This is a genomic window from Microvirga soli (assembly GCF_016734765.1).
GTDB classification, from domain to species: Bacteria; Pseudomonadota; Alphaproteobacteria; order Rhizobiales; family Beijerinckiaceae; genus Microvirga; species Microvirga soli.
This window is the reverse complement of the sequence record NZ_JAERQE010000002.1, coordinates 223,233-235,597: the sequence shown is the minus strand read 5'-3', so window position 1 is coordinate 235,597 and position 12,365 is coordinate 223,233. Positions and strand designations below refer to the sequence as shown.

At 63.7% G+C, this 12,365-nt stretch carries 10 protein-coding genes; 1 reads left to right on the top strand and 9 read right to left on the bottom strand.

Translation table 11 applies throughout. The features are described 5' to 3' along the window. Positions 1-22: 22 nt before the first annotated feature. From JKL45_RS02920 to JKL45_RS02910, 3 genes are all read right to left on the bottom strand, one after another. The gene (locus tag JKL45_RS02920; protein ID WP_201859603.1) at positions 23-2,257 is read right to left on the bottom strand and encodes an alpha,alpha-trehalose-phosphate synthase (UDP-forming); all 2,235 of its coding nucleotides are present in this window, start codon (positions 2,255-2,257) and stop codon (positions 23-25) included. Between the two features lie 241 nt (positions 2,258-2,498). Further along, positions 2,499-3,824 (bottom strand): HlyD family type I secretion periplasmic adaptor subunit, encoded by a 1,326-nt coding sequence (locus JKL45_RS02915; RefSeq protein ID WP_201859602.1) that lies wholly within the window; start codon positions 3,822-3,824, stop codon positions 2,499-2,501. Then, entirely contained in the window at positions 3,825-5,597 is a 1,773-nt protein-coding gene (locus JKL45_RS02910; protein WP_201859601.1) for a type I secretion system permease/ATPase, read from the bottom strand. Between the two features lie 406 nt (positions 5,598-6,003). Between JKL45_RS02910 and JKL45_RS02905 the strand changes: the two genes are divergently transcribed. Next, positions 6,004-6,870 (top strand): hypothetical protein, encoded by an 867-nt coding sequence (locus JKL45_RS02905; protein WP_201859600.1) that lies wholly within the window; start codon positions 6,004-6,006, stop codon positions 6,868-6,870. On the opposite strand, the gene JKL45_RS02900 is transcribed toward JKL45_RS02905, so the two are convergent. The 6 genes from JKL45_RS02900 to JKL45_RS02875 all read right to left on the bottom strand — a co-directional run bounded on the left by JKL45_RS02900 (position 6,861) and on the right by JKL45_RS02875 (position 12,365). Then, the gene (locus JKL45_RS02900; protein ID WP_201859599.1) at positions 6,861-7,001 is read right to left on the bottom strand and encodes a hypothetical protein; all 141 of its coding nucleotides are present in this window, start codon (positions 6,999-7,001) and stop codon (positions 6,861-6,863) included. The two genes, JKL45_RS02905 and JKL45_RS02900, sit on opposite strands and share 10 nt — an antisense overlap. Continuing rightward, a complete protein-coding gene (gene cydB, locus JKL45_RS02895; RefSeq protein ID WP_201859598.1) occupies positions 7,001-8,050 on the bottom strand; it encodes a cytochrome d ubiquinol oxidase subunit II in 1,050 nt (349 codons plus the stop codon). Before cydB ends, JKL45_RS02900 begins: the two co-directional genes overlap by 1 nt. 11 nt (positions 8,051-8,061) lie before the next feature. Beyond that, complete coding sequence (locus JKL45_RS02890; RefSeq protein ID WP_201859597.1) at positions 8,062-9,498, bottom strand: cytochrome ubiquinol oxidase subunit I; 1,437 nt, start codon at positions 9,496-9,498, stop codon at positions 8,062-8,064. A gap of 73 nt (positions 9,499-9,571) precedes the next feature. After that, positions 9,572-10,450, bottom strand: coding sequence for an MBL fold metallo-hydrolase (locus JKL45_RS02885; RefSeq protein WP_201859596.1), 879 nt, complete (start codon positions 10,448-10,450; stop codon positions 9,572-9,574). 84 nt (positions 10,451-10,534) lie between these two features. Next, the gene (locus JKL45_RS02880) at positions 10,535-10,867 is read right to left on the bottom strand and encodes a hypothetical protein (RefSeq protein WP_201859595.1); all 333 of its coding nucleotides are present in this window, start codon (positions 10,865-10,867) and stop codon (positions 10,535-10,537) included. 325 nt (positions 10,868-11,192) lie between these two features. After that, positions 11,193-12,365 carry a DNA topoisomerase IB gene (locus tag JKL45_RS02875; RefSeq protein WP_201859594.1) on the bottom strand — a complete coding sequence of 391 codons (1,173 nt, stop codon included), beginning with the start codon at positions 12,363-12,365 and terminating at the stop codon, positions 11,193-11,195.

The window sequence follows — 12,365 nt, the reverse complement described above, 5'->3', positions numbered from 1 at the left end:
TGCCTTGTATCCTGCAGAAGCGTCACGCATTGGCCGCTGCCTGCCTGCGTCCCCTGGCGATCAGCTGTCTGATCCGCTGCTGCTTGCGCAGGCGCGACGCCGCAAGCAGCATCTGCCCGGCCCAGCGATAGACATTGCGCTCCTTGACCTGATCGCGCATCAGCCGCATGCGCTCGCGCTGCTCGGGTTCGGGCATGGTCAGGGCACGGTTGATGGCCTGGCCCATGGCATGGGCGTTGTAGGGATTGACGATCAACGCCTCCGACAATTCGCGCGAGGCGCCGGCGAAGGCCGAGAGAATAAGCACGCCCTGCTCGTCGTCGCGGGCGGCCACGAACTCCTTGGCCACGAGGTTCATGCCGTCGTGCAGGCTCGACACGATGCACAGATCCGCCGCGCGGAACAGTTCGAACACCTCGTCGGGCTCGTGGTGGCGAATGAGAAGCCTGATGGGCTGGTATCCGTCGCCGCCGTGACGCTCGTTGATGTCACGGGCGAGAGCTTCCGCCTCCTCTTGGAGCAGGCGATAATTGGCGAGCTTGCTCCGCGTCGGCGCCGCAACCTGCACGAAGGTGAAATTGCCCCTCCACTCCGGATTCTCCCCGATGAGGGCATCGATGGCCTGCATGCGGTCGAGAATGCCCTTGGTGTAATCGAACCGCTCGATGCCGACGCCGATGCGCATGTCCGGCGACAATCCTAAGCGCTCGCGCACGATGCGGCGGCACTCCTCCACGGGCTTCTGGCCTTCCATAGCGGTGGGCGGCCATTCGATGGAGATCGGATAGGGGCGGATCAGGGTTTCCTCACCGCCGAAGAACACGGAATCCTTCTCCCGGTCGATGCGGCTTTCCACGAAGGAATCGACCGAGTCCAGGAAGTTGTTGCAATGGGCCTGGGTGTGGAAGCCGAGGATCGACGAACCGAGCAGCCCGTCGACGATCTCCTCGCGCCAAGGGCAGATGCCGAAGGTCTCGGCATTGGGCCAGGGGATATGCCAGAAGGTCACGATGGTGGCCTTGGGCAGCCTGTCGCGGATCATGCGCGGCAGCAGGGCGAAGTGGTAGTCCTGCACCAGGATGATCGGGTCCTCGCGCTTGGCCTCGGCCACGATGGCGTCGGCGAATTTCTCGTTCACCGAGCGGTAGAGCTGCCAGTCGGCTTCACGGAAGATCGGCCGCACGAAGGCGATGTGGCAGAGCGGCCAGAGACCCTCGTTGGCGGCGCCGTAATAATAACCGTCCTGCTCCTCTTCCGAGAGCCAGACCCGGCGCAGGGTGTAGGACGGGTGATTCGGCGGGACGGGCACCCGGTCGTTGGCGTCGACCACGTCGCGATCTGCTGTGCCGCTGCCATGGGCCACCCAGGTGCCGCCGCAGGCGCGCACCACGGGCTCCAGAGCCGACACGAGGCCGCTTGCGGGGATCTGCAGCGAGATCTCCCCTGCGTCGGTGCGGTTGTGGATATAGGGCTCGCGGTTCGACACCACGATGACCTCGGAGCCGGACAGCTCGTTGGCGAGCGCCGCCCTCAGCGTATCCGGGCTCCAATCCGTATGAGCGGCATCGATGGTCCGCCGGGAGGATTCCAGCTCCTGGAGCACGTCTCGGATTTCCTTGCCGAGCGGGATGATGTTCTCCTCCGTGGCCGGCTGCGCATTGCCCGCGCGGGCGCTCTCCAGCGCCTGCCGGATGGAGGCGAGCCATCGCCGCATGATGAGGGCGGCGATCATGGCGGCAAGCGCCGCCGCCCCGAAGGCGACACCGGCAAGGGCCAGGAAGAGATAGTTTCTCGCCTCCCCGCCCCGCTCGTCGGCATAGCTCAGATCGTGCAGGACGATGAGGTGGCCCGGGCGTCCGCCGGCATTCAAGGGGAAGGAACTGACCAGGACGTTGTGATCCTGGTTCCTGACCGTGGAGAAGCTCTCCGCATCGGAGCGGGCCGCCTCCGCGCAGGAAAAGGATTTGGGCATGTTGACGGTGGGAAAGCGCAGATCCTGTCCGTCGCAATAGCCGATGGCGAGCACGCGCTCGTCGGAGGCGATTCGCTCGAACAGGCCCGCCACCTGCTGGGCATCGTTGCGGGCAAGAAGGCCCGTGACCTGGTCGCGGGCGGAATTGAACACCAGGCGGGACCGCAGCTCGACGTCGCGGCGCGACCATTGTTCCACGAAGGATGTCGCAAAGGGCAGCACCGCCAGGATGACGATGGCCGCCACGAGCAATGCGATGCCGCCAAAGCGGAAGATGATCCTCAAAACACTTAGTTCCTCAAGAAACCAGCACCATCATCGAAGGGGAGGCCTGGCCTCGGAAGAGCCTTCGACATGCCTTCGATGGAGAGCCACGGGGATGCGGCCTTCGCCCCTGTTTATGGGTTCTTGGGCGGAACTTTCCAGACTTGGGTGGAGCTTGAGACGGCTTCAGCCTGGACTTCCAACAAAAAACGCGGCCGGACTGTTGGTCCGGCCGCGCTTCATCTCGGAGTGATGAGGGCGATCAGTGCTCGCGGAAGGCGCGGGTGATCTGCTCCTGCATGGGCTTGAAGAAGTATTGCAGCGGGGTGCGCTCGTTCACCTCGACGAAGACTTCCGCCTGCATGCCGGCGATGAGTTGCACCTTCTCAAGCTTCTTGATCTCATCCTGAGGCAAGTCGACCCGGATGGTATAGAAGGTCATGCCGGTCTGCTGGTCCTTTGACACGTCCGCCGAGATCCGACTGACCTTGCCGTGCAGTTCCGGCGTGTTGCGGGCATTGGAGGCATGAACCCGCACATTCGCCTTTTGGCCGATCTTCACCTGGTCGATCTCGTTCGGGAGAACACGGGCCTCGAGCTCGATCTTGTCGTTCACCGGAACGATGTTCATCACCGGTTCGGCAGGCGAGATCACGCCCCCGATGGTGTGGACATTGAGCTGGTGGACGAAGCCGTCGCTCGGCGCCCGGATATCGATGCGCTTGAGCTGGTCCTCGGCGGCCACGCGGCGCTCGGTATATTCCGCCACCTTGCCCTGGATCTCGCGCAGTTCCTGCACGGCCTCGGCGAGCATCTGCTCGTCGATCTGGATGATCTGGAACTCGGTTTCGGCGATCCGGCTCTCGGCCTGGGCGACCGCTGCGATGAGCTGGCCGCGCTGGCCTTCGATGCTGGCGGCGTCACGCTCGAGAGCATTGAGGCGGGTGATCGGAACCAGGTTCTTCTGGTAGAGATCCCGCACGCCCTTCAGCTCGTCGACGATCAGCTCGGCTTCGCGGGTCTTGGCGTTCTGCTGCGCCTTCAAACCCACGATCTCATCCCGGGACTGGGTGATGCGCTTCCGGAGCTGATCCTTCTGCGCGTCACGCGAGGCGCGACGTGCCGTGAACAGGGTCTTCTCGGACGACATGATCTTCTGAACCGCCGGTTCGTTGAGGCGGCTGGCGAACTCGACCGGCATCACGATCTCGGACGCACCGTCGCGCTCCGCCTCAAGGCGGGCCTGACGGCCGAGATACTCATCGAGCTGCTTTGACACGACCTGCATGTTTGCGCGGGTCACGGTCTCGTCGAGGCGGACCAGAAGGTCGCCTTGGGAGACACGGTCGCCTTCCTTGACCTTCAGCTCGCCAACGATGCCGCCGGTCGAGTGCTGTATCTTCTTGACGCTGGTATCGACCACGAACTGACCGCCGGCCACGACGGCGCCGGACAGGGTCGATGTCGCCGCCCACAGGCCGATCGTGCCGCCGAACAGGGCGATCATGGCGATGCCGCCGATGGTGGACTGGCGCAGGATCCGCTGGTGGGTGGAAGGCTTTTTCTCGGGAGCTTGAAGGACCAACATTTAACCAACCTCTCGCAGGTTAGCAGCCTGGGCGGCCGGCGCCTGCTGCGGGCGGACGGCAGGAGCCGGCGCCGCATTGCGTTTCATGACGGATTGCAGGACCTCGTCCCGCGGGCCAACGGCTTTGATCCGGCCTTCTTCCATGATGGCGACCTGATCGACCTGGCCGAGAGCGGCCGGGCGGTGCGTGATGACCACCACGATGCCGCCGCGCTTGCGCACAGCCAGGATCGCCTGGTTCAGGGCTTCGTCGCCGGCGCCGTCGAGGCTGGCATTCGGCTCGTCGAGCACCACCAGGAACGGGTTGCCGTAAAGGGCACGGGCGAGCGCCACGCGCTGGCGCTGACCGCCCGAGAGCGATGCGCCGCCTTCGCCGATGCGGGTGTCGTAGCCGTCGGGCAGGTTGAGGATGAGCTCATGGGCGCCGGCCGTCTGCGCCGCCGCGATGACGTCGTCCGGCTTCGCGTCGGGCTGGAAGCGGGCGATGTTCTCGGCAATGGTGCCTTCGAACAATTCCACGTCCTGCGGCAGGTAGCCGATGTTGCGGCCGAGGGGATCGGCTTCCCACTGGTCGAGGGCGGCGCCGTCCAGGCGGATCTCGCCGCGCAGGGTCGGCCACACGCCGACGAGAGCGCGGGCAAGGGTCGACTTGCCGGAGGCGCTGGGGCCGATGAGGCCGAGACCCTGGCCGGCCTGAAGCTGGATGGTGGCGGCCTGCACGATCGGCAGGGAGGCGCCGGGCGCACCGACATAGACCTCGTCCACCAGCAGGGTCGACTTGGGCGCGGGCAGCGGCATGCGCTGACCCTGGGCCGGCACGATCGACATGATGTGCGCGAGGCGGCGATAGGCCTGGCGGGAGGCAGTGAAGCCCTTCCAGTGCGCGACCGCAATTTCGATGGGCGCGAGGGCACGGGACATGAGGATCGAGCCGGCGATCATGAGACCGCCCGACATCTGGCCCTTGATCACGTAGTAGGCGCCCAGGCCCAGGACGGCCGACTGCAGGACCATGCGGAACACCTTGGCGAAGGCGCTGATGCCGGCAGACGATTCGCTGGCCATCAGGCCGTCATTGACGTGGCGCACATGCACCTCGTCGTAGCGCTTGGACAGGAAGCCCAGCATGCCGTTGGCCCGGATGGACTCGGCGTTGCGGCGGCTGGTTTCCGCAATCGCATGACGCTCGGCGCCGCTCTTGGTCACCTCGTAGGACGGGCCCTTGCTCTTGGAGTCCGTGTAGATGGTCAGGCCGATGATGATGATGCCGCCCACCACCGACATGACGCCGATGCCCGGATGGATCATGAAGCAGCCGATGAGGAAGATCGGCATGAAGGGCATGTCGAACAGGGCCGTGGGACCCAGGCTGGAGAGGAAGCCCCGGATCGTGTCGACGTCGCGGATCGGCTGCATGCTCTCGGCCTGCTTGGCGCCCTTCAGCGGCATCGTGGCCACGAGGTCGAAGACGCGGTGAGAGAGGAGCTCGTCGAAGCGGGCGCCGATGCGCGCCAGCATCCGGCTGCGCAGCATGTCGAGGCCGCCCGAAAGCGCATAGGCCGCGAGTGTAATCAACGAGAGACCGATGAGGGTCGCGATGTTCTGGCTCGACAGCACCCGGTCATAGACCTGGAGCATGTAAATGGAGCCCGTCAGAGCCAGAAGGTTGACCACCGCCGAAAAGACGGCAACCCCCGTGAATGAGGGAAGGCAGGATTTCAGAGCGTCCTGGACCTCTGTGCTCTCTTCCCGATTTCTCGATGCCTGCTTCATGTCTTCTTTCCATCAGCGCACGCGTGACCGGCGCCAGCTTGATTGCAATGCCGCTCCGCAAGGTTATTACCTAGCACAGCGGTGGCCATTTGGCGATGGCAGCCATTATCGGGGTTTTGGCCCCACAAGAGTATCTCTTCATAGTTAGGCCTAGCGGCCTGCGTTGCTCTTACTCTTATGGGTATTGAAATGCCCCTAAGGTGTCGCTTTCCGTTACGCCACCTGTTGTAACCCTATTATATGTAACTATGTCAATAAAAAGTTCTTAGTAAATATATGCTGGTGTGCGCAAAGTTACCTTCCCTCTTTGTTTAGAGGGGACTGCCAATGCGGACAAAACCTTAACCATAACGCTTTGGTAAACATTCGTGGTTAACCGTCTGTGACCTGCAAATGAGGTCGCAATATGGACATCAACAAACGTCTTCAGGACTGCAGCCAAGCCAAGGCAGAGACCAGCGCGGCGTCCGAGGGAATCGTCCGGATCGACTCTCCGGCCAGCGCCGCCCTGGCCGAGGCCATCAAGAGCGCCCGTGAGAGCGCCAAGCTCACGCCCCCAGTTTCCGAGGCGAAGGCTTCAGACGCTGCCGGCCGCCGGCCTGGCGCCTCCCGCTTCGCCGCCCAGGCAGCCATCGTCCTCCTGCTGCTCGGGGCCGGCTGGTCCGCCTCCTACCTGGGAACACTTGCCAACCGCGGCGCAATCGAGAAGCTCGAAGCCGAAACGGCTCGCAGCCAGGAGATCCTGGCCCGCCTGAGCAGCGACCTCGAAACCCTCAAGAACACGGCTGCGGCCTTCAAGGAGATCGAGCACACCTCGTCCACCACTGCGAAGTCGGACCAGGCGAAGCTCACCGACAAGGTCGAGCGGCTCGCGATCAGCCTCCAGGAGCCTGCCAAGAAGCTCTCTTCGCTCGAGGGCCGGCTGGACAAGATGGAAAGCCAGATCATGACCACCCTGGCCGGCCTGAACACGAAGCCCGCCACGCCGACCGCTCCTGCCACGCCTGCTCCTCCTCCGGCTCCCCCGGTCACTGAGGCGGCAGCTCGCGAAGAGACGCCCGCGCCGAAGCCGGTCAGGAACGAGCCCGTGGACGGCTGGGTGCTGCGCGAGGTTTACAAAGGCGCGGCGCTCGTCGAGAGCCGCAACCGTCGTCTGTACGAGGTCATGCCGGGCGGCATCCTACCCGGCGTCGGCAAGGTCGAGGCCATCGAACGCCGCGGCGCCCGCTGGGTCGTGCTCACCGATAAGGGCTTCATCGGCACCTATCGGTAAACATCAGCCACCAAACTCCGCAGGCTGTAGACGAGCCCCGCGAAGACCGCGAGGCTCGCCACGTAGAGAAAGACGAACCAGAGCAGGCGCTTCCCGCGCCGCTCCCCAGACCGATGCGTATCGTCCGGCATCAGTGATATCCGTAGCCGCCGCCCGAGATCTCTTCCGCCACCTTGCCGCGGAAGACCCAATAGGCATAGGCCGTGTAGGCAAAAGTGATCGGCAGCACGATGGCAAAGCCCACCAGGGCGAAGAGCTGCGAACTGACCGTGTTGGACGTGTCCCAGATCGTGAGGTTCGGCGGCACGTTGTAGGGAAAGAGGCTGATGCCCAATCCCAGGTAACCAAGCAGGAACAGGCCGATCGTCAGGAAGAACGGGCGATAATGACGCCCCTCCTCCAGATCGCGGAAAAGACGGTAGGCCACATAGGCCGTGATCAGGGGAATCGGCGCCAGGAAGGCGATGTTGGGCCAGGTAAACCAGCGCGTCTCGATCTGGCGGCCGAGGAACGGCACCCACACCGACACCGCCGCCATGGCCACGATGGTGAGCAGAAGGAAGCGCACCGCCATGCGCCGCGCCCAGATTTCCAGCTCGCCCGTGGTCTTCATCACGCACCAGGTGGCGCCCAGAAGGGCATAGCCGAAGATCAGGCTGATGCCGGTGAGCACGCTGAACGGCGTCAGGAAGTCGAAGGTGCCTCCGGTGAACTGGCGCCCGTCATTGGCAAAACCCTGCACGAAGGCGCCGAGCACCATGCCCTGAAAGAAGGTCGCAAGCAGAGAGCCGAAGAAGAAGGCATTGTCCCACAGGAATTTCGAACGATCCGCCTTGAAGCGGAACTCGAACGCCACGCCACGGAAAATGAGCGCGATGAGCATCAGGATGATCGGCACATAGAGCGCCGGCATCAGAACCGCATAGGCCACATGGAACACGGCAAAGAGCCCGCCGCCGCCGAGGATGAGCCAGGTCTCGTTGCCGTCCCAGATGGGCGCGACGGAGAACATCATGCGGTCACGCCAGTTCTCCGTGTGGGCGGCCTTGAACAGGATGCCGACGCCGAGATCGAAGCCGTCGACGATCACGTACATGGCCACCGCCACCGCGATGAGGCCCGACCAGATCAGCGGCAGCCAGAAGGCCAGTCCTTCGTATTCCGTGCCAAAACCGAACATGGTGCCGTCTCCTATCGCGCAGGCAGGGCTTTGTCGCCGGGGCGTCCTTCGAGGCCTTCATCCGGCACGGAGAACGGACGCTTCGGCTTCTTGCCGAGATCCTCGCCGCGAATATCCTCGATCGGGTCGGGGCCGCGCCGCAGGAGCTTGGCGAGGTAGTACGAGCCGAAGCCGAACACGAAGGCATAGACGACGACGAAGGTGAGGAGCGATGCGGTGACGGCTCCTGCCGTGATCGGCGAGACCGCATCCGCCGTGCGCAGGTGACCGTAGACCACCCAGGGCTGGCGGCCGATCTCGGCGGTGAACCAGCCGAAGAGCACCGCGCCGAAGCCCGAGGGCGTCATGATCATGGCAGCTGTCAGGAAGGTTCTGTTGGTGAACAGCGTGCCTTTCCAGCGCAGGTAAAGGCTCCAGAGGCCTATCCCTAACATCGCAAAGCCGATGGCCACCATGATGCGGAACGAGAAGAAGACGGGCCAGACCGGAGGACGATCCTCGGGCGGCACTTCCTTCAGCCCGGGCACGACACCATCGAACGCATGGGTGAGAACCCAGCTGCCGATCTTCGGAATGCCGATCTCGTAATGGTTGGTCTCCGCTACCTCGTCGGGAATCGCGAAGAGGCGCAGCGGCATGTTGGCCATGCGGTCCCAGTTGCCTTCGATGGCTGCCAGCTTTGTCGGCTGATATTTCAGCACGCCGAGGCCGTGAAGATCGCCGATGATGATCTGGACCGGCACGAAGATGGTGGCAAACCACAGCGCCATGGACATCGAGCGCCGCGAGGCGGCGAGCTTCGCCTCCGGCGCATCGTGCGGATGGCGCAGCAGCATCCAGGCGGACATGCCGGCGACCGCAAAGGCCGTCGTCAGGTAGCAGCCCATCACCATATGCGCATAGCGCAAGGGGAAGGATGGATTGAACACGACCTTGAACCAATCGACCGGAACCGCCTTGCCGTTCTCGATGGCAAAACCATCCGGCGTCTGCATCCAGGAATTGGCGGAGAGAATCCAAAAGGCGGAAATGAGCGTGCCCAAGGCCACCATGCAGGTGGCAAAGAAATGCAGACGGTCGCCGACGCGCTCCCAGCCGAAAAGCATGATGCCGAGAAACGCCGCCTCCAGGAAAAACGCCGTGATGACCTCGTAGGCGATGACGGGCCCGAGGACGTTGCCGGTGAACTCGGAGAAGCGCGACCAGTTCGTGCCGAACTGATAGCTCATGACGATGCCGGACACGACGCCGAGGCCGAAGGAAACCGCGAAAACCTTCACCCAGAAGCGGAAGAGATTGCGGTAGAGCGGGTTGCCCGTGCGCAGCCAGTTGAACTCCAGCGCCGCGAGCCAGCTGGCAAGCCCGATGGTGAAAGCCGGAAAGATGATATGGAAGGCAATCGTGAACGCGAACTGGATGCGCGAGAGCAGAAGGGCATCAAATTCCATATCCGCTTTCCCCTTGTCGACGTACCTGCCTGCTTTTAGGGCGGCGGCAGGCCAGGACCAGGGGTTCGGCGGGCTAGTAGGTCTGCATTCCTGACATAGGCTCCGAGCGCAGCGGACGCCATCCGGTGCTCAGGCGCTGCAGCGCCTCAAGTTCGACTGGGTCATGGCTGCAGAAGATCCTGACATCGGCACGAGGATCGTTCGCCAGGTCCCGCAGGCGCTCCTGGTTGTGGAGGCGCAGCGGCCGGTTTTCCTCCATCAGCTTCTGGTAGGCGGCGAGCCCCGGCGTGCAGGACGGATCCTCGTCCATCTCGTGCCGGTGGAAATAGGCGTCGCCCGCATTGAGCAGCCAGCCCTCCGGCGTGTCGATGGCGATGCCCGCATGCCCCATCGTATGGCCCGGCAGGGGAATCATCAGGATCTCGGGGGGCAGGCCGTCGAGGTCGCGCACGGAGCCGAAGCCGAACCAGCGCTCGCCGGTCGGATCGTAGAAGCGCCAGTCGCGAACGCCGTCCCATTGCTCCGGGCGGTAGCGGCGGCGATGGATGAAGCCCTGACGAACCTCGGCCTCCTCCAGCTCGGCGCGCAGGACATGCACCGTCGCATCCGGGAAATCCTCCAGGCCGCCCGCGTGATCGAAATCGAGATGCGTCAGCACGATGTGGCGCACGTCGCGCGGGGAGAAGCCGAGGCTCTTCACATGTTCGAGCGCCGTATAGCGGTGCTCCAGCTGGATCCGATTGACGTGGACGAAGAGCGGGCTGAGGCGCTCGTAGGGATCCTCCACGTCACGGGCGCCGATGCCCGTATCGACGAGCACAAGCCCGTTGCGATCTGTCTCGATCAGCTGGCAGTGGCAGACCAGATGAGCGGTCAGCCCGCGGCTCACCCCATCCCAGAGCCGTCCGCCCACCGGACACATGCAGCCGCAATTGAGGTGGTGGATGCGCATGGGAGCCTCGCTGACCGAAGGGAGCGAAGGCCTAACGCGAGGAGGGAGGAAAATGTTCGAGCAGCTGAAATTCCGAGTCGCCGATCACTTGCGGCAGGCGAAAGGCGGGAAGGTGCTCGCCGTGCCGGCATTCATGGCCGCGACCACCATGACGTTGGCCAAGTCGAGCTCCTCTGTGGATCGTGGGCAGACATCGGCCCGTGCCGTGCAGCCTGATGCAAGGAAGGCCTCGTGACGCTCGACGAATTCCGGGCTCAGGCCCTGCCTCCCCCGCCGGGCAAGCGCTTCTGTCCAGGCCTTCCCGTAGCGCTCGCATTTCACCTCGGGCCAGGACTTTGGCGGCGTATTCTGAGCCAAAGCAGGTGAGAATGCGCCCGCCATCAAGCACGCAAGCGCAACAGCCGCCGTTACTCTCATCGCGGGATCCCCCCAAGCCACCGAAGGAGCGCGATGGATCATGCAAGATGCCAAGGGTCAACCCACTGCCTATGAATATGGGCGGGTATACAGGTGGTCATCCCGGACGCTGCAGGCGATCCGGGATCGCACGCAGGATCAAGCGCGGGTTTCCCTCCCCCTTGTGGGGAGGACTAAGGGTGGGGGTGCCGACGTGGAACTGAACCAGTGTAGCGCCCACACCCCCACCTCCAACTCCTCCCCACAAGGGGGAGGAGGGCTCCAGCGCATTCTCGTCTCACGATCCCGGATCTTCGCTGCGCTTCATCCGGGATGACGATAAGGTTTAAGCCCGCATCTCGGCTTGAACTTTGCCCTGCGCCTTGCGCACCGGGGAGCGACGCTTCTTCGAAGGCTTCGCCTCCTCCTGCTTCTTCACCTCGCGGGACAGGCGCTCCTGCAGCAGTGTGAGAACGGCAGCCTCTTCGGGTTTGAGGGATGGCAGATCCTCGCGCAGCTCCGTTTCGATCTCTTCTTTGATATCGAGTAGAAGCTCGCCGTCCATGTAGGAGGTGAAGACCTCCGGGTGCACATAGCACTTGCGGCAGATGCTCGGGGTGTTGCCGAGCCGTCCGGAAACCTTCTCGATGGCGGCGCGGATGTTCTTCTTGGCCTTGGCCTCGCTGTCGAACTCTTCGAATTCTTTGAGGGCAAGCGCGGCGAGCACCGTTCCGGCCCAGGTACGGAAATCCTTGGCCGTGATGTCTCGGCCGGTGATCTCCTTGAGATAGGCGTTCACGTCGGCGGAGGTGATCGATTGCTGCGCACCGTTCTCATCGAGGTACTGGAACAGATCCTGCCCCGGCAGGTCCTGGCAGGCCTTCACGATCCTGGCGATGCGCCGGTCTTTCACTTGAAGCTTCCAGGTCTTGCCGCTCTTGCCCTTGAACTGAAAGCGCAGTTCGCCGCCCTCCACCTTCACATGCGGGTCGCGCAGGGTGGTGAGGCCATAGCTCTTGTTCTGCTTCACGTAGTCGGCATTGCCGACGCGGATCAGGGTGTTCTCGAGCAGATGCACCACAGTCGCCAGAACCTTCTCACGCGGCAGCCCGCGCAGGCTCATATGCTCGTCGATGGTCTTGCGGATCGCCGGAAGGCCTCGGGCGAATTCGAGCATGTGCTCGTATTTCGTGCTCTCGCGAACCTCCCGGAAGGCCGGATGGTAGCGGTACTGCTTGCGGCCCTTGGCATCGCGCCCGGTGGCCTGGATATGGCCATTGGCTTTGGCGCAGATCCACACGTCCGTATAGGCGGGCGGAATGGCCAGTGACTTGATGCGCTCCAATGTCGCCTCATCTGCAACCTTCGCGCCGTCGGGCTTCGTATAGGTGAAGCCCTTGCCGGATTTCTTGCGCCGGATGCCGGGCTCCTCATCCGAGACGTAACGAAGGCCCGCCGTCTCGGCGGCATCCCGCGGGTCGACGATATTCTCGGTGGTGGCGTTGGGTTCCAGCAGCAT